The sequence below is a fragment of the Blastomonas natatoria genome, from assembly GCF_003201955.1.
Classification (GTDB): Bacteria; Pseudomonadota; Alphaproteobacteria; order Sphingomonadales; family Sphingomonadaceae; genus Blastomonas; species Blastomonas natatoria.
The window spans coordinates 1-17,482 of the sequence record NZ_QJJM01000016.1 but is presented as its reverse complement, the minus strand read 5'-3'; the positions used below and the strand labels follow the sequence as shown (position 1 = coordinate 17,482).

Sequence of the window (17,482 nt, the reverse complement as noted above, 5' to 3'; positions counted from 1 at the left end):
ATTTACAAGATCGGTGTCCCAATAAAACGGCGTCTGAACCACTATGCCATCGCCCGATAGCCCTCTGATTTCCGTCATGATGAGCGTCTATAATGGCGAGCGTTATGTCGCGGAGGCGATCCAGAGCATCTTGGGGCAGACCGAGAGTCGCTTCGAATTCCTGATCGTCAACGATGGCTCGCGCGATGCATCCGGTTCGATCATCGATCGCTACGCGGCCCAAGACAGCCGGATTCGAGCCATTCATCAGGAAAATCGCGGGCTGATCGCCAGCCTCAACCGCATGCTGGACGAGGCGCGCGCGCCGCTGGTGGCGCGGATGGATTGCGACGATGTCTCGCGGCCCGAACGCTTTGCGGTGCAGCTGGCCTTCCTGCAAGCCCATCCCGAGATCGCGGTACTGGGCACCAATACCGATGAACTGGACGCAGACGGCGCGTTCTTTCCCTGCTCCGATTTCCATCCGGAACAACCCGCTGCCATACGCGAACGATTGATGGTGGCGAGCGCGATATGCCATCCTTCGGTGATGATGCGCCGCGATGCCATCCGCGCACTTGGGGGCTATAGAGCCGCCTTCCGCCATTGCGAGGATTATGACCTTTGGCTGCGGGTGAGCGAACAGTACGATCTCCACAACCTGCCTGACCGGCTGTTTCTTTATCGCAGATCTCCCGAGCAGGTCAGCGAAAAGCATATTCTGATCCAGGCTATCGGGGCCGCCTGCGCGCGTTATGCCGCGCAGCAGCGGCGCATCGGGCGACCCGACCCGTTCGATGGCGCCAGCTCCCTGCCTTCGCTCGACCAGATCGATGCTCTGTTGGGGACGACCGGCATAGGGGCGCGGATGCGGCTCGAAGTGATCGACAGCATCAAATATTCGCCCGATGCACTGAACGGCGGTGGCCTTGCACTGATGAAGGCTCATCTTCGCGAAGGCGGCACCAAGAACGGCTTCTGGCGCACGGCGGGGCGCCTGGTGAAGCTTGGCATGATTCCGCAGGCGTTGAATCTCTCGTTCGACCTCGTGCGATATTGAAGCCTTCGATCCTGCTCCATATGCGGATGTTAATTCCTGTAACGGGGCCTGTGCCATGGCGACACAGCACGATTTCGTCGCTGATTTGGTAAGGGATTTCGGCTATTGGGCGGTGTGACGGCGTGCATATCGCCAGCCTTTCCGACAGGATAGTTCCGCTCATCATGCCCTTGCGCTTCGCCACCATCTTCCGCGCCCAGAGCGCGATGGGTCTGCGCGAATGGACCGCCTGGCTTCTGCTTGCCCTGGTTCTGTCCCTTGGTGCCTCGCAGATCGTCCGCGCGCAGCGCGGCGATGAGGTCGATGCCCGACCGCAATATCAGCCCAAGGGCGGCATGGCGTTCGAGCAGCCGGGCCAGAACTTTCCTGGTTCTGCCTTCTATTATCTGGATGATACCGGCTCGCTGGAACGTCCGACGGCTGCAGTGCTGGACAGCGGGGCAGCAGGCCTGGGCGCCGGTGCCGGCATGGTCCGGGGGCTTGTCATCAACGGATCGCCCATCGATCAGGGCCGCGCGCTGCAATGCCTTACCGCCGCCATCTATTATGAGGCGGCCATGGAGCCCGATGCAGGGCAACAGGCGGTTGCGCAGGTCGTGCTCAACCGCGTGATGCACCCAAGCTATCCCAACACAGTGTGCGGCGTGGTCTATCAGGGATCGGAACGCGCCAGCGGCTGCCAGTTCACCTTCAGCTGCGACGGCGCCATGGCGCGGGCGCCCAGCCCTACCTATTGGGCGCGCGCCCGACGCGTCGCCGAGCGCGCCCTTGCCGGCTATGTGTACCGCCCAGTCGGCACTGCCACCCATTATCATACCACCGAAGTCTCTCCCTATTGGGCACCGAGCCTCGACTTTATCGGGACGATCGGAGCGCATCGCTTCTATCGCTGGCAAGGCGCCGCAGGGCGCGGCCTCGCCTTCAACGCCCGTTATCTGGGGGGCGAACCCTATCCGGGACCCAAGCCCCGTGCCGGATTGACCCTTGCCGGCGGCGTGGATCCCCTCGACCCGCTGGTGCTGGCTAAGGCTTATGAGGCGGCAAGGCTGAAGGCAGAAGCCGACAATGCGGTCGTGCTCGAAGCCCAGCGGCTGGGTCGCGCTGCGCCATCGGCCGGACATGGTTCGTCCGGATCCCATGTTCCGGCCTATGCGCCCGACATTGCCCAGCGCGGAGGTGAAAGTGCCGTTCGCGGCAGCAACCTGCCCGACAACAGCCAGGTTCGTCCCGAATATCGCAACTCGGGCCAGTGGATCCGTCAGCCAGGTACCTGACGCTGCCGGAACTGCCGGGCAGTCTCTGAGCCCTGCCACAGCGTTAACCACAGCTGGAAACCAGCTTCGCCAAAGCACGCTTAGCACTTGCTAGCTTACGGTTGGGCACGTTCAGTTGCCTTGCGCCATGCGAATGTCCCAGTTTGAGACAGCTGGCCGAGCGGCCATCCAGCGCGCAAGGACGGCCAGACTTTTGGGAGGTGAAATAAACGTCGACAGGTCAATGCCTTGGCTCCTGGAGGCTCTGCCACGGCCCGAACTGTCAGCAGCATCCTATCCCCATGATGCATCAGGCGCATGAAGCCTCCGATACGGGGCAAGTTTGCATTTGGTTAACCGGGTGAAGGGTATGACGGTGTACGAGGAAGTAACCACATGAAATCCGTCGCCACTCGTAACAGCAACCGAACAGCGAGCCCGATGCGCATTCTGCTCATCTGGACGCTCGTTTCCGGCTTGCTGTTCGGGCTGGCGGAATTCGGTGAACCGCTCGACGACATCTTCCGGATCGCGCGCAACAAGATGCGCGAACACAATGCGAGCGGCCAGGTGGTCGTCGTGGGCATCGACAATCTGGCACAGCAGGAAGTTGGTGAATGGCCGTGGGACGCCGATCGCTATGCCCGCATGATCGACAATCTGCGCGCGGCCGGCGCAAACCGGATATTCTTTGATTTCCCGATAAAGGGCCTGAAGAATGATCCTGGCTCTCCCAGACTGGTTGAAGCCCTGAAAGATCATCCGGGCAAAGTCCATCTTGTCGCAGCCTTTTCAGAGGCAGCGGCCACAGGTAAACGCATTCCTTTGATTCCACCTCCCGAAACACGGCGGTTCTCACATCTCGTCAGCACGAATGTCTGGATCAATGGTTACAACATTGTCTGGTCTGGCCGATACGCGAATCGAGTTGGTGATCTGGTTGTCCCGTCTGTACCTTCGGTCATTTCCGGCATATCTGGCGGAGTAGAAGAAGAGTTTCCAATCGATTACTCGATCGCAATGGGATCACTCCCCTATATTAGTGCGAGTGAGATACTACGGGGCGATGCTGTCGTCTCTCGCGTGCGTGGTCATGACATCGTGATAGGGGTCAACTCGAATGGAATAGGCAATCGCTATTCAGTTCCGGGTCATGGCCCGTCATCCAGTGTCTTCGTGACAGCGCTTGCGGCCGAGACCCTTCTGGCAGGCGCTCCGGGTACATATGGTTGGTGGGTCCCCTTCCTGCTCGCCCTTGCCGTGACAGCGATGATGATGCGGGTCTCCAGAACACCCCTGGTTCTCGGCATGCTGGTGTTGCTGCCGACCTGCGCGCTGGGCCTGCCGTTTCTGCTCGAATCCGCCGGGCATTACACGGCCATCATGCCAGCGACCGTCCTGATGCTCGGTTCGATGGGCCATCTTGCATGGCGATCGCATCGCCAGCGCTTCGACGAGCGCGGCATGGTCAACGAGGTCTCCGGTCATCCCAATCTGAACGCCCTGCGTGCGCAGGGGGCGGACACCCAAGACGGCCTGATCGCTGCGCGAATCCACAACTATGCCGAAGCGGCAACGGCCCTGCCCGTGGCCGCCGAGAAGGAACTGGTCGAACAGATCATTCTGCGGCTCTCGCTCGGCAATGGCGGCTGCAAGGTCTATCATGGTGACGAAGGCATCTTCATGTGGCTGGTGCCCGGAACATCGATCAACAATGTCGGCGATCAGCTTGCTGGCCTGAGCGCGATTTTCCGCAGCCCTGCCAACGTGTCGGGCCGCCTGATCGATCTGGGCGTCGCATTCGGGGTCGACGCCGACCCCGGCCGCTCGATCCAGAGCCGGATGTCGAGTGCGCTTCTGGCCTGTCAGGAAGCACAGAATGCGGGCGAGCACTGGCGAGTCTATGATCCAACCAAGCTTGAAGCCACCGAATGGCGCGTGACGATGCTGGGCGAACTCGACGCCGCCATCGACAATGGCGAAGTCTGGGTCGCGTTCCAGCCCAAGCTTGACCTGCTTTCGGGCGAAATCTGCGGGGCGGAGGCCCTGGTGCGCTGGACCCATCCCGAAAAGGGTCCAATCAACCCCGAAGAATTCATCACGGCGGCCGAACGGCATGATCGCATCGAGAAACTGACGGAACATGTGCTCAACCGCGCCGTGCAGGTCGCCGCCAGCCTCAACCGGGATGGCCGCAAGTTCGACATGGCCGTCAACCTGTCGCCCCGTCTGATCGGGCATGCGAACCTAAAGCCGATGGTCGTGCAGACCTTGCGGCGCCACGGACTTCCGGCAGAGAGGCTCATTCTGGAAATCACTGAAACCGCCGCCATGTCGAGCGCAGATGCGGCGATGCAGGAACTGCGCGACTTGCGCAGCATAGGCCTGCAGCTCTCGATAGACGACTACGGCACCGGCTTTTCCACTCTCGATTATCTCAAGCGTTGCCCGGCTACCGAACTGAAGATCGATCGCAGCTTCGTCCGCATGCTCGTGTCGAGCCGATCCGACCGAATCATGGTCAATTCCACGATCGAGCTGGCACATTCGCTGGGTGAAGAGGTGGTCGCAGAAGGCGTCGAAGACAACGAGACGCTCCAGCTGCTCGGTCAGATGGGCTGCGACAAGGCCCAGGGATATCTGATCGGCCGCCCGATGCCGTTTGAAGCGCTCGTCGAATATCTTGCCGATCACACCGCCGCACAGGCCGCCTGAGCGCCCTTCGGACCGGTCCCATCCAGTACTGACCCTTGCAACCCCTGCCGAGGGCGGGCCGTGCCGATGTGCGCAATGTCATTGGTTAATGGCTTGTTGACCATTTTACATTCTGGTAACCTTGATTTCGGGCGCATTTCGTAATTCGCGCCCGAAATGGAGTGCTAAAAATGGCAAAGCGTACCAAACAGCCCGTGCGCGGATTCTGGGACTGGCTCCTGGGCGGCGGCTGGAGCGACTGATTTCGAAGTTTCGCTCGAAATTTCAATCAGGTGGCCCCGATCGGAAGATCGGGGCCATTTTTATTGTCGCGAAGGGTTGAGGGAAAACCACTTTCGCATCGCAAGTCCGCAGGCGTTCCGACGGGCGATGGTATCAGTCAGCAACCAGTACTGATTCGAAAAGGTTCGCCCTCGCGCAGACGGCAAGGCTTGGTCATCTATCCCTATTCGGAAGCGGATGGATTTATTTGCCCTGAAAGCGAGGCGCTCTTTTCTCGAGGATCGCGTCGATCGCCTCGCGGTGATCGTCCATCTGTTGCAGAACGCCCTGCCAGATGGCCGCCTGATCGAGATGCTCAGCCAGCGTGACGTCGCGCGCGTCCTTTATCAGCCGCTTCGTCTTGCGGATCGCAGCCGGCGGGAATTGCGCGACCATCTGCGCCAGTGCCATGGCGCGCTCGATCAGCGCATCGCCAGGCACAACCTCGGACACCAGACCATAGCGCTCGGCCCTGGCTGCATCGATGAACTCCCCGGTCAGCATCATCTGGCTAGCCCTGGCCAGCCCAACGATGCGCGGCAGCAGCCAGGCGCCTCCGTCGCCAGGAATGATGCCGACGCGCAGGAAGCTCTCCGCAAATACTGCGTCATCCGATGCGATGCGGATATCGGCCATGCAGGCCAGATCGCAGCCAGCACCGATCGCATGCCCTCGAATCGCCGCTATCACGGGCACCGACATCCGTTCCATCGTCAGCGGAATGCGCTGGATCTGGGTCTTGTACCAGTTTTCAAGCTGCATCGGGCTCATCTGCTGCTCGGCGGTGAGCGCCTTGATCTGCTTGATATTGCCGCCCGAGCAGAACCCCGGCCCTGCCCCGGTCAGGACAACGCAATCGACCGCAGGATCGCCATCGGCGACTTCCAAAGCCGCAACCAGCGCACCGATGACTTCTTCCGACAAGGCATTGCGGGTTTCGGGTCGGTTCAGCGTGATCGTCGCAATGCGTCCATCGACGGAATACAATACCGGCGGAGCGCTTGCAGCCGCTTCACGCGCAACGCGGTCGGCATAGGCACCGCCATGAAAGAGCAGCGGGGGCTTGCCGTCGCTCTCATAATCGATGACCTCGCCGACCATGATCACATGATCGCCGCCCTCGTACAGGTGCCGTGTCTTGCAGATCAGTCGCGCCGAACAGCCTTGGATGAAAGGAGGTCCCTGCTCGCCGATATCCAGCCCGGCAAACTTGTCTTCGGCGCGCGATGCAAAGCGATTGGCCAGATCGTCCTGATCGCTGGCCAGAACGTGCACCGCAAAGCTCTCGGCCTGTTCGAACGCCGCCATGGATCGCGCCGAACGAGCCAGTGACCAGAGGATCAATGGCGGATCGAGCGAGACCGAATTGAAGCTGTTGGCCGTGACGCCAACCGGAAGACCCAGCGCATCGCGCGTGGTGACGATGGTAACGCCGGTGGCGAACTGCCCCAGAGCATTGCGATAGGTCTTGGGATCGAAATGGGCCATGGCTTCTGCCCTAGCGCTGGCGAGGGAGACTGCGCAACGCCAAATGCTGCAGAAATGCGGGACAATTTGCTTGGCCGGTTTCGAGGCGGTCTGTAGGATGACAGTCGGGATCAGGGCGGCAGGGCACAGACGGACATGAGCGGCGAATTCGAAGTGGCAGGATCGATCGCCGAAGGCGGCCTATGGGCACGGACGGCCGAGCCGCATGCAGGCGAAGCCAGCGCCGAGGGCCATGGCAAATGCCTGAATTGCGGTACCCTGCTCGCTGGTCCGCATTGCCATCAGTGCGGTCAGGCTGCGCATGTTCACCGCTCCATCTCCGCCTTTTGGCATGACATCCTGCACGGGGTTCTGCACTTCGACGGCAAGTTCTGGAACACACTGCCATTGCTCGCCTGGCAGCCGGGGCATCTGACGCGCCGCTATATCCATGGCGAACGCGCGCGGTTCATCAGCCCGATGGCGCTGTTCCTGTTCTCGATCTTCCTGATGTTCGCAATCTTCTCCTATGTCGGCTCGCCCGATTTCACCGGCGACAAGGCGGCGGGCGCGACAATAAGCGGGACCGACTGGCGCGCCAGCGTGGCAAGCGAGATCGCGACGCTCGAGAAGAAGGTCGCGGAACGCGAGGCCCGGTTGAAAGCGTTGCCTGCCGACGATCCACAGCGCGAAAAGCTCGATATGCAGATCAGGGACTTGAAGGCCGAGATCAACGGCATGAGCTTCGCGATCGAAGGCAAGCCGCGATACCCCGGAGTCATCGACAGCAGCGGAGACAGCCTCGCCGACGCATTCGACTTTGGTACCAAGGTCGATACAGGCGTGCCTGCCTTCGATGCCTGGATCAACAAGCTGGCGGCCAAGACCAAGAAGAACCCAGAGCTCCTTCTCTACAAGATCCAGTCCAATGGCTACAAGTTCGCCTGGCTGCTGATCCCGCTATCGATCCCGTTCGTCTGGCTGGCGACGATCGGCAAGCGTGGCCACCGGTTCTACGACCATGCGGTGTTCACCACCTATTCGATCGCGTTCATGTCGCTGCTGTTCATCGTGGTGACACTGTCGTGGAAGTTCAACATAGCAACAGGACTGGTGACCACGGCGGCGCTGTTCTACGCACCGTTCCACATGTACCGGCAATTGCGCCACGCCTATGGCAGCTCGCGGATCGGCGCAGTCTTTCGGCTGTTCCTGCTGCTGAACTGCACGGGTATCGTGGTGCTGCTGTTCCTCACGATCCTGATCAACCTGGGGCTGATCGGCTGACCAGTCGGACGGTCAGCTACCAAAAAAGCGGCGCTTGATATCCTCGGCCAGTCGCGCCGGCCGCAGCGTTTCGGCGTCGAGGCAGCACCAGCTCGACTTGACCTCAGCCAGCACATCCTCGCCGCGGCGGATGATCGTCTCGTAGAACGCGCGCGCACCGTGCACCTTTTCCAGCATGACCGATGCGATCACCTGATCGTCGAGGAAAGCGGGCTTGCGATAGGTAATCTCGTGCTTGAGCGCGACCCACAGATGCTCGGCCACCGCCTGAGGCGGCGCGATATTCTGCCAGTGCGCGATCACCGCATCCTGCACCCATTTGAGGTAGTGGGCATTGTTGACATGACCCATGAAGTCGATCTCGGATGGGTCAACGCTGATGGGGTGGTCGTGGCGGATGGCGGCGGATTCAGGCATGGCTGACATGTAGCGGTTTGCGCAGGTTTACGGAAGCGGCAAATGCCGGAGGCTGCGGCGAGCCCCCGGCATTCCACCCCGATGTCAGAAAGCGTAGCGGGCGATGACCTGGAACACGGGACCGGCTTCCTCCGATTCCAGTTCGTATTCGTCGAAACTGCGATCGATCTGATCTTCGACCGTGGTGAACTTGTTGAACACCTCGCGCTTCTTGCCATTGAGCAGGTTCGATCCGACGGCGCGGATCGTGAAGCTCTTGCCGAACCGCTTCTCGATGAAGATTTCCAGATCGGCGCCGTAGGTTGTAGTGACTTCCTCGCCGATCACCCGGCCAAAGGCGCGACCCTGTTTGCGATAGGTTGCACCAAAGGCTGCACCAATGGATTTCAGATCCTGAATCGCGCCGAAATTGTAGACGAACTTCGATTGATCGTTGAAACGCCGTTCGCCGAAGATATCGGTGATTTCGCTGTCGAGATAGGATACGTTGCCGAATATCCCGGTATCGGGAAGGCCAAGGAAGCCGAGGTCGGTCGACATGTCGAATTCGACGCCATAGACCTTGCCATCGCCGACGTTTAGCGGCTGGAAGACGAACGTGCCGTCTCCTTCCGAACCCTCGACACCGGTGTTGGTCAGTTCGATCAGGTTCTTCACATCGCGGTAGAAGAAATTGATGCCGACAATGCCACCCCGCCCGATGCGCCGTTCATAGCCCAGATCGATGCCCCAGGCGGTTTCGGGATCGAGCTGCGGGTTGCCCAGTAGGTCGTTGTCGCCAAGTTCCGCTTCCAGCAAAGCCGGAGAGATGAAGTTGAATTCGGGCCGGCGGTTGGTCCGCGCCACCGAGCCGATAATCCGGTCGCGATCGGTAATATCGTATTTGAACGAGGCCGAGGGCAGCAGCTTCTCGTAATCATTACCCTGAACCGCGCCAACCGCGACGGTTGCATCGACGATGTTGAGATCGGTCGTTTCATAGCGCAAGCCAGCTTCCCAGGAGAAGCCGCCATGGCGTCCTTCGATCAGAGCAAAACCGTCGATACGGCGCTCCTCGATCGCATTCACGCCGCCCGGCGTTTCATCCAGCGCGCCGAAGCCCGTATTCAGTTCCTCGGGGTTGCGCTGGAACTGGTTCCAGTTGCGCGCCGCCGCCACGTTGAAGCGGTTGCGTACGGTCAGGATCGCAGTGTCGCGGTCCTTGTCCTGGTAGAAACCGCCAAAGACGAGCTTGATCTCATCGCTGACATCGGCAGCATGTTCCAGCTTGACCGTGAATTCGCTGTCATCGATGTCGGTAGCGGTAAGATCGCCGGTAAAGCGGGGCGTCGCGCGATCGAAGTCGATCTCGAACTCGGTTTCGCGCTGCTTGTCCGTGAAGTTGGCATAGCCGATCCGCAACGAGGTCTTGCCCGCCGACCATTCGTGCGAAAGCTTGCCGTCGATCGTGTAATTTTCCTGATCGATCTCGTTCACATTGGCATTGTCGGTCAGCAGATTGCCTGCGGGAACCGGGCCAGTGATCGCGGTCGGATCGTCATATTCATAGCTGCGCTCGGTCTCGGTGCGATCAGTTCGCACATAGAAGCCGCGGATCTGGAAATTGGTGTCTCCGCCGTCGATCTCGTAGGTCGCGTTGAGCGAATAGTCCTTGCCGTCGCGAGTATCAGTTTGGTCCTCGCGATTGTCGAAATCGTCCGTCGCGAAATTGGGGTTGTTCTCGGGTGAATCGCCGTAGCGCAGGCTCGACTTGAGCTTGGGATTGTGGCGACCCTGGAAATTGCCGCCTATCAGCAGACGGCCCGGTCCGACCTTGCCGCCGAACACCGCACCAAAACTGGGCTCGAATTCCTCGTCGTCATAATAGAGCGTGCCGCCGCGGACATATCCGCCGTCGAGCTGATAACCGTCACGCAGCACGATATTCAGGGAGCCGGCGACCGCATCACCCGTGCGGCGGGCGGAGTTTGAACGCACGATCTCGACTCGCGAGATCAGTTCTGCGGGGATACGGTCGAGGAAGAACGACCGGTCGGCCTGGCCGCCAGGAACGCGCTCCCCGTTGATCAAAATCTGGGTATAGCCCGGCGGCAGACCGCGCAGACGCGGCCCGTCGCTCTCGATCACATCGGACAGGAAGGTTACCGATGGCACGCGCTTGAGCGCATCGCCTGCAGTCAGAGGCTCGAAGCGCTGGAAATACTCGGTACCATATTCGAGCACCGGTTCAGCACCATCGACGCGGTTACGATAACCGATCTGGCCTTGCACCACGATATCCTGCGATGTCGTGATGGCGCCTTCGGCGTCGCTGCGCGGCTGCTCTTCCGCAGCAACATTTTCCTGCGCCATCGCCAACGCCGGCAACATGGCAAGACCAGCAATGCTGGCGCACAATGCGACGCGCGTGGCACGGACAGAACCGAAAATAACCGACATGAAAACCCCCCGAATCGGACAGCCGATTTGGCTGTGTTGGGCGGCCGCTATCAGTGGTCAGCGACGGATGGATGACGTCTTCATTGCAGATTGGGGTCAGTTCTTGCACAAAACTGTCATCAACCCGCCATATCAGCGTGGCAGCGGGCACCTACCGCACATTGATTACGACAAAGGATTTCCATTCATGGCCGCTCGTTCTTACGCCTCCCTGTTCGGGGCGGTCTCCCTTGCTCTGCTGGCCAGCGCCTGTGCGCCCAAGGAAATCCCGATCGAGACGCGAATCGCGAATGCATTGCCCGCCATGGATGTACCCGCGACCGTAGAGACGGTGCCGGTCGGCACCGCCAATGCCGATGCGGCGGACGATCCGGCGATCTGGCGCAATCCGGCCAATCCATCTGCCAGCCTGATCATCGGCACCGACAAGAAAGCCGGGCTCTATGTCTATGGCATGGACGGCACGGTGCGCGGTTCATCGCTGACCGGCCGCTACAACAACGTGACACTGTTCGCGGGCGACCATGGTATCGTCGTCATCGCCAGCGACCGCACCGATCCGGTCAATTCCAGGCTCGCACTCTTCCTGCTCGATCCGGCGACCGGCGCGCTGTCGCCACTCGCCAGCGTGCCGAGCGGTGCGGGCGAAGGCTATGGCGTGTGCGTGACCGGCGCTCCCCGCGTCGCCACGGTCGGCGCGCCAGATGCGATGACTGCCTATGCCGCGATCAAGGACGGCACCGTGCGCGAGATCCGGATCACCCACAAGGGCGGGAAGGTCGAGCACAGCACAGGCGCGACCTGGAAGCTCAACACCCAGATCGAGGGCTGCGTCATCGATCCGGCCACCGGCGCGCTCTATGTCGGCGAAGAGGATGTCGGCATCTGGAAAATCGACCCCGCTCGCCCGGCAGCCGCACCGGTGCTGTTCGCCGCAGCCGACAGCAAGCAGCTCGTCGCCGATGTCGAGGGCCTCGCACTGGCCACGCGTGAAGGCGAGAGCAGCCTGCTCGTCGCATCGAGCCAGGGCGACAATGCCTATGCCGTGTTCGACACGGCTAATGGCAAGCTGCTCGGCCGTTTCCGCATCAATGGCGGCGCGATCGACGGCACGTCGGAAACCGACGGGATCGAGCTGGCGGTCGGCGATTACGGCCCCGGCTTTGGACAGGGGGTATTCATCGCGCAGGACGGCGACAACGGCGGCGGCACGCAGAATTTCAAGCTGGTGAGCTGGGCCGCGATCCTCGCCGCGCTGGGGCTGTAATCAGCCCCGTCCGCGATAGCCCGGGACATCCTGCGGCGGCAGCCACAGCCCCGCAGGCGGTTCGCCCGATTGCCAGAACACGTCGATCGGAATGCCGCCGCGCGGATACCAGTAACCGCCGATGCGCAGCCAGTGCGGCTGCATCTCTTCATGGAGCCGCTCGGCAATGCCGACGGTGCAGTCCTCGTGGAATGCCTGATGGTTGCGGAAGCTGCCAAGGAACAGCTTCAGCGACTTGGATTCGACCATCACCCTGTCGGGCGCATAGTCGATGACCAGATGCGCGAAGTCGGGCTGGCCGGTGACGGGGCAGAGCGAGGTGAACTCGGGCGCGGTGAAGCGCACCAGATACGGCCTGCCGGGACGAGGGTTGGGCACATAGTCCAGCACCGCCTCTTCGGGAGAGGTCGGCATGGGACTGTCTTTGCCCAGAAAGCGTGTTTGGGGTTGATCGGTCATGCGCCTCATCTAATGCGGCGCACGGCTGATGTCATCTCCCGGCCTGCATTCAGCGCCGATTAACCGCGCGACGCGTGTGGCGGCGGGCTATGATGGGGACGGTCAGCTTTGCAGGTCCGGCCAGAAACGTGCCGGTCGATCGAGCTATGTGGGGAATCTTGTCGGCATGAATCACGACGGCCGCAAATTGACAGCTGTGATGCTCGGGTTGAGCCTGATGGCGATGGCCACGACCGGCCTGGCGCAGGACAATGCGCCTGGCAGTTTTTCCCTGCCTGCAGGATCGCAGCCAGGCCAACAGCCGCCTGCCGACGTTCAGGGGCCGGTCGATGCGGAATCCTCGCCGCCTCGCCGCGCAGATCAACCAGCCGAGCCCGCGCCGCGCCCGCCGGTGCCGACAATTGCCCCCACACCCGTTCCGCGTCAGCAGACCCCGCGTCCGCAGGAAAGCCAGCGCCCCCGCAGCACCCCACCGCGGCCTGCAGCAGGGCAGCCCCCGGCCCAGGCGCGCCAGCAGCCGCGCCCGCAGGTTCCAGCAGCAACGCCTGCACCGGCGCCTGCACCCGATACGCCCGTCAGCTCGGCCGATCCGGCTGGCTCGGTAGCAGCCGATCAGCAGCAACCCGCCGCCGATCCGCTGCCGCTTCCCGAATTGCCGGGAACGGCAGGGTCCGATCCCGCCATGGCGCCCGAGACCGATCCGGCGGTTGCGGAGGACGACGGTTCGATCTGGTGGTGGGCCGCTGCCGGCGCGCTTGCGCTGGTCAGCCTGATTTTCATGGGTCTGCGCCAACGCAAGCCCGGCCAGGCCGTCGATGCAGGATCGCCTGCGCACCTGCAACCGGCAGCGACTGTCCCGACCCCACCCCTGCGCAATCCGCAGCCAGCGGCCGCGCCTCCACCTCCGCCACCGCCGCTGCGGCCGGCAGGGTCGGACATGCAGCCAAGGTTCAATCCGGACGAGATGGCAGGCAATTGGCGAGCCGCTACGGCTGCTCCGCTTGCGTCTCCGCCGCCGCCATCGCCCCAATCTCCGCCGCAGCCGCAGCCTTCGCTTGCGCGTGCCCCCGTCACGCCGCCGCCTGAGGAGGACGAAATGGAGGCCATCCTGCCCGACTCGGCGCTGGCCGATTCCGCTGCGGGAACCTCCACCTCGCTCGGCGCGGCAAAGGGCACCCCGCAGCGCCATGATTTTGGCGGGCAGACCGAAGCCCAGGCTGTTCCGCGCCTGCTGCTCGACTTTGCGACGCTGGGCATCGACGTAACACTGGTCAACGCAGTGGCACGCTATCATCTGGGCGTCACCAACATGGCCGACATTCCGGTCAGCAACATCGCGCTGCATGGTGCCATCGTGCAGGCGCGCAAGGGCATGCCGCCGACAGTCGATCCGATGCGCGGGGACAGCCTGTTGCCGCATCTGCAGAAGATCGCCGATATCGACCCCGGCAGCACCCAGCGCTGCGAAGGGCAGATCCGCCTGCCGCTCAACCAGATCGAGCCGATCGCGATGCAGGGCCGGCTGCTGTTCGTGCCGCTGGTGCATATCTGGATTGGCTATGATGGCCCCGATGGCACGCGCTATGCGGTCACCCAGTCGTTCGTGCTGGGCGAGGAAAGCACGCCGCCCGGCCCGCGGGTCGGACCGCTGAGGCTCGATCTCGGTCCGCGCCGGTTCACTGCGATCGGTCAGCGGCCGTTGCAGCCAGCCTGATCGCGCCACTGCTTGCCAAGCATGGGGCGATCATGCCAATCAGCTGAAACGTATACGGAATGTTGATTCCGAGCTGAGAGGGCCTTCCATTCATGCGCAACCGCTTCGCTTCGTCCGCCCTGGCCCTGTGCCTGTGTCTTTCGCCCCTTCCGCTCGTCGCGCAGGATGGCGGCAAGGCGCAGGAAAAGGCGGCCCCCGCGAAGGTCGAGCCGATGGTGTCGATCACGAAACACAGCGGCACCTTCGGCGGGCAGCGCGTCGCCTATACCGCGACCGCCAGCGACACCTTTCTGAAGGACGACAAGGGCAACCCCAGGGCGCGCATCTTCTCGGTCAGCTATGTCAAGGATGCGCCTGAGGCGAACCGCCCGGTTACCTTCCTGTTCAATGGTGGCCCCGGATCGGGCTCGCTCTGGCTGCACATGGGCGCTTTCGGCCCCAAGCGCGTCGCCATTCCCAATGATGGCCGCGATGACGGCGCGCCGCCCTATCGGCTGATCGACAATCCCGAAAGCCTGCTCGACGTCACCGACATCGTGTTCATCGACCCGGTCGGCACCGGCTTTTCGACCGCCCTGGGCGATACCGACCCGAAGGAATTCTGGGGCGTCACCAAGGATGCCAAATCGGTGGCGCAGTTCATCCGTCAGTGGCTGAGCGACAATGGCCGCTGGAACGCGCCGAAGTTCCTCGGCGGCGAAAGCTATGGCACAACCCGCACCGCCGCCGTCGCGAACGAGCTTGAGGGCAGCTATAACGATGTATCACTGAACGGCCTGCTGCTGATTTCGACAATTCTCGATTTCGGCGCACAGGCCGAAGTTCCGGGCAACGAGATGCCCTATGTGCTGATGGTGCCCAGCATGGCGGTCACTGCGCTCTATCATGGCAAGACGACGCCGTCGGCATCGGGTCCCGGGCCTGCTGCGCTCGCGGCCGAAGCCAAGGCCTTCGCCACCAACGAATATCTTCCCGCGCTAATGAAAGGCAGCGCGCTGGTCGGCGAGGAGCGGGCGGCGATCCGCGCCAAGCTCGCGCGCTATACCGGCCTGTCGGAACAGTATCTCGAAAGCGCCGACCTGCGCGTGACGCCGGGCCGCTTCTACAAGGAACTGCTGCGCGATCGCGGTCTGGTCGTCGGCCGCCTCGATGCGCGCTACACCGGCAAGGATTATGACAATGCCGGCGAAACTCCCGACAACGATCCCAGCTTCTACGGCATCGACGGCAGCTATACCGCGGCGCTCAACGCCTATGTCAGGCAGGAGCTCAAATTCAGCCCCGAGCGGCAATATGTGACCATCGGCGGCGTGCGCGACTGGGACTGGGACCTGCCCGGCAATGGCGGCGAATCGCGCTACTACAAGAATGTCGCGCCCTATATCGGCCGCGCCCTGCGCGAGAATAGCGGTCTGCGCGTCCTGGTGGCCCAGGGCTGGTACGATTTCGCAACGCCGTTCTTCGGCGCCGAATTCTCGCTCACCCGCACCGGAATCCCTGCCGACCGGATCGAATATACCAGCTACGATGCCGGCCACATGATGTATGTGAACGAGACCGACCTCACCAAATTGTCGCGGGATATTCGCGGCTTCATCCGGAGACGGTAATCGGACGAGCCGCACGCGGGTGACTTGTTGCCGCAACAGTTCTGAGGCATTGTTTCAGAATGGAAAAACTGTTGCCCGTCATGCTGCTCGCCGAGGTGCTGCTCACTCCGCCGCCGGCGCCGGGCGTTGCCGAAGGAAGCGTTTCGCCACGTCAGCAGCGCTCGCTCGTCACATGGACGCCCGGTGAGATCCGCTGTCGGGGAACCCGGCTCGTGCCGCAATTGCTGGAACGCCCGCTGGCCTCGCTGGCCTGGGGCAACGATCCGTCAGGTGCGCCGATCACCTATGCGTTCGATATCGATTCGAGCGGCAGGACGTTCAATATCCGCCGAACCGGCAAGGAAAGCCGTGGCTATGGTTCGGGAGAGATCGCCCCTGCACTTGCTGCATCGCGCTTTGCCGCTGGCCAAGGCTATACCGACTGCTCGGTCGCCTATACGGCCAGCCAGCAGAGCGTCGAAACCGCCCCCATCGGCGATCTCACCGCCTATTCGATCAATGCTATAGCCGGCCCGTTGCCCAGGGGTGCCTGGGACCGGCTCTATGCGGGCAGCACCTGCCGCGATGAACGGGCGCTCGGCCTGAAAGCCAGGGTCTTTCCCGATTTCAAGGCTTTGCCCGCGACGCCGGGTGTTCGCGACTGGTCATTGATCGGCTATGACATCGACGAAACCGGCGTCACCACCAACGTGCGCACCATTGACGGAACGGGCAATGCGGCGCTCGACCGCGCCAGCGAAAAGGCGGTTGCGGAAACACGCTATTACAAGGGCGGCGTTCAGGGCTGCCGGTACCCCTATTGGCGTACCCCCGCCCCGCTTCCTGCGCCGCCCGCGCCGGATGAAAAGGATTTTCTGCCGGCCGGATCCACCTGCCCCGACGATCATGGATGGACCGTCAGACCCAATCTGGTCTTTGCGGAGACCTATCGTCGCCGCGCCATCGAGGGCTGGGCGATCGTGACCTACGATGTCGCGCCCTGGGGCGAGATTGCGAACATCCAGGTCGCAGTCAGCCAGCCCAGCGAGGACTTCGGCAAGCAGGCAGTCGCTGTCTTGAGAAGCGCAAAGGCCGAAACCCGGCAGGGCCATGTCGGGTGCATCGAGAAGGTCAAGTTCGTCATGAGCGCAGACCCCGGCAGCGGAGAATAGCAGGCGGAACCCGCAGCACCTGTCCGAATGACCGGGCATGACCGCCGGATCGGCGCATCCTGCGTCCTATTGTCTTGCCCGCTTCAGGCTTTGGTGACCCGAACCTGGAGCGACGGATAGCTGCCCGTCAAGTTTCGGGATGCGGTGCGGATGTGCCCTATGACCGAAATTGGGTGGATTCCGGACGCCCCTCTGGTGGTGCTTTCCAGCATGATGTAGCATTGCAAAATGATCTTGAGTCTCGTTCTGGCCTTTGCCTCCCCGCCCGTCGAGGAGGCGTCAGTCTCGCGATGCACTGTTGCAATCACTGACGTGACCCCCTGATTTTCCTCCACGAACGATTAGAGTCTGGCCTGAAGGAATGACAGACGATGAAGCGTGCAAGGTTTTCAGAAGAGCAGAT

12 protein-coding genes are annotated in these 17,482 nt (G+C 62.1%); 8 read left to right on the top strand and 4 right to left on the bottom strand.

Annotated elements, in window-relative coordinates; all coding sequences use genetic code 11:
• Positions 1-76 precede the first annotated feature (76 nt).
• The 3 genes from C7451_RS16665 (at position 77) to C7451_RS16655 (ending at position 5,007) form a co-directional block, all read left to right on the top strand.
• Positions 77-1,039 (top strand): glycosyltransferase, encoded by a 963-nt coding sequence (locus C7451_RS16665; protein ID WP_244181991.1) that lies wholly within the window; start codon positions 77-79, stop codon positions 1,037-1,039.
• Between the two features lie 164 nt (positions 1,040-1,203).
• Positions 1,204-2,313, top strand: coding sequence for a cell wall hydrolase (locus tag C7451_RS16660; RefSeq protein ID WP_244181989.1), 1,110 nt, complete (start codon positions 1,204-1,206; stop codon positions 2,311-2,313).
• A gap of 375 nt (positions 2,314-2,688) precedes the next feature.
• The gene (locus C7451_RS16655; protein ID WP_110300041.1) at positions 2,689-5,007 is read left to right on the top strand and encodes an EAL domain-containing protein; all 2,319 of its coding nucleotides are present in this window, start codon (positions 2,689-2,691) and stop codon (positions 5,005-5,007) included.
• Between the two features lie 465 nt (positions 5,008-5,472).
• On the opposite strand, the gene C7451_RS16650 is transcribed toward C7451_RS16655, so the two are convergent.
• Entirely contained in the window at positions 5,473-6,756 is a 1,284-nt protein-coding gene (locus C7451_RS16650) for an enoyl-CoA hydratase-related protein (RefSeq protein WP_110300040.1), read from the bottom strand.
• 135 nt (positions 6,757-6,891) lie between these two features.
• Here C7451_RS16650 and C7451_RS16645 point away from each other — a divergent pair, with 135 nt between their 5' ends.
• The gene (locus tag C7451_RS16645) at positions 6,892-8,022 is read left to right on the top strand and encodes a DUF3667 domain-containing protein (protein ID WP_110300039.1); all 1,131 of its coding nucleotides are present in this window, start codon (positions 6,892-6,894) and stop codon (positions 8,020-8,022) included.
• 12 nt (positions 8,023-8,034) lie between these two features.
• On the opposite strand, the gene C7451_RS16640 is transcribed toward C7451_RS16645, so the two are convergent.
• Positions 8,035-8,439, bottom strand: a complete 405-nt coding sequence (locus C7451_RS16640; protein ID WP_110300038.1) for an acyl-CoA thioesterase — start codon at positions 8,437-8,439, stop codon at positions 8,035-8,037.
• Between the two features lie 84 nt (positions 8,440-8,523).
• The gene (locus C7451_RS16635) at positions 8,524-10,878 is read right to left on the bottom strand and encodes a TonB-dependent receptor plug domain-containing protein (RefSeq protein WP_110300037.1); all 2,355 of its coding nucleotides are present in this window, start codon (positions 10,876-10,878) and stop codon (positions 8,524-8,526) included.
• Between the two features lie 187 nt (positions 10,879-11,065).
• Between C7451_RS16635 and C7451_RS16630 the strand changes: the two genes are divergently transcribed.
• Complete coding sequence (locus tag C7451_RS16630; RefSeq protein WP_110300036.1) at positions 11,066-12,145, top strand: phytase; 1,080 nt, start codon at positions 11,066-11,068, stop codon at positions 12,143-12,145.
• On the opposite strand, the gene queF is transcribed toward C7451_RS16630, so the two are convergent.
• Positions 12,146-12,604: a preQ(1) synthase gene (gene queF / locus C7451_RS16625; protein WP_110300035.1), complete on the bottom strand. Its 459-nt coding sequence runs from the start codon at positions 12,602-12,604 to the stop codon at positions 12,146-12,148. It abuts the gene before it with no gap.
• A gap of 199 nt (positions 12,605-12,803) precedes the next feature.
• On the opposite strand from queF, the gene C7451_RS16620 reads away from it, so the two are divergent.
• The 3 genes from C7451_RS16620 to C7451_RS16610 all read left to right on the top strand — a co-directional run bounded on the left by C7451_RS16620 (position 12,804) and on the right by C7451_RS16610 (position 17,079).
• Positions 12,804-14,318 carry a hypothetical protein gene (locus tag C7451_RS16620; RefSeq protein WP_146215397.1) on the top strand — a complete coding sequence of 505 codons (1,515 nt, stop codon included), beginning with the start codon at positions 12,804-12,806 and terminating at the stop codon, positions 14,316-14,318.
• 92 nt (positions 14,319-14,410) lie between these two features.
• Positions 14,411-15,928: a S10 family peptidase gene (locus C7451_RS16615; protein WP_110300033.1), complete on the top strand. Its 1,518-nt coding sequence runs from the start codon at positions 14,411-14,413 to the stop codon at positions 15,926-15,928.
• A gap of 59 nt (positions 15,929-15,987) precedes the next feature.
• On the top strand, positions 15,988-17,079 hold the full coding sequence (locus C7451_RS16610; RefSeq protein ID WP_110300032.1) for an energy transducer TonB: 1,092 nt from the start codon (positions 15,988-15,990) through the stop codon (positions 17,077-17,079).
• Positions 17,080-17,482 lie beyond the last annotated feature (403 nt).

What these genes read in the sequence shown, in the direction of transcription:
- C7451_RS16665 (WP_244181991.1), top strand. Translation starts at nt 77, where the DNA reads ATGATGAGCGTCTATAATGGCGAGCGTTATGTCGCGGAGGCGATCCAG.
- C7451_RS16660 (WP_244181989.1), top strand. Translation starts at nt 1,204, where the DNA reads ATGCCCTTGCGCTTCGCCACCATCTTCCGCGCCCAGAGCGCGATGGGT.
- C7451_RS16655 (WP_110300041.1), top strand. Translation starts at nt 2,689, where the DNA reads ATGAAATCCGTCGCCACTCGTAACAGCAACCGAACAGCGAGCCCGATG.
- C7451_RS16650 (WP_110300040.1), bottom strand. Translation starts at nt 6,756, where the DNA reads ATGGCCCATTTCGATCCCAAGACCTATCGCAATGCTCTGGGGCAGTTC.
- C7451_RS16645 (WP_110300039.1), top strand. Translation starts at nt 6,892, where the DNA reads ATGAGCGGCGAATTCGAAGTGGCAGGATCGATCGCCGAAGGCGGCCTA.
- C7451_RS16640 (WP_110300038.1), bottom strand. Translation starts at nt 8,439, where the DNA reads ATGCCTGAATCCGCCGCCATCCGCCACGACCACCCCATCAGCGTTGAC.
- C7451_RS16635 (WP_110300037.1), bottom strand. Translation starts at nt 10,878, where the DNA reads ATGTCGGTTATTTTCGGTTCTGTCCGTGCCACGCGCGTCGCATTGTGC.
- C7451_RS16630 (WP_110300036.1), top strand. Translation starts at nt 11,066, where the DNA reads ATGGCCGCTCGTTCTTACGCCTCCCTGTTCGGGGCGGTCTCCCTTGCT.
- queF (WP_110300035.1), bottom strand. Translation starts at nt 12,604, where the DNA reads ATGACCGATCAACCCCAAACACGCTTTCTGGGCAAAGACAGTCCCATG.
- C7451_RS16620 (WP_146215397.1), top strand. Translation starts at nt 12,804, where the DNA reads ATGCTCGGGTTGAGCCTGATGGCGATGGCCACGACCGGCCTGGCGCAG.
- C7451_RS16615 (WP_110300033.1), top strand. Translation starts at nt 14,411, where the DNA reads ATGCGCAACCGCTTCGCTTCGTCCGCCCTGGCCCTGTGCCTGTGTCTT.
- C7451_RS16610 (WP_110300032.1), top strand. Translation starts at nt 15,988, where the DNA reads ATGGAAAAACTGTTGCCCGTCATGCTGCTCGCCGAGGTGCTGCTCACT.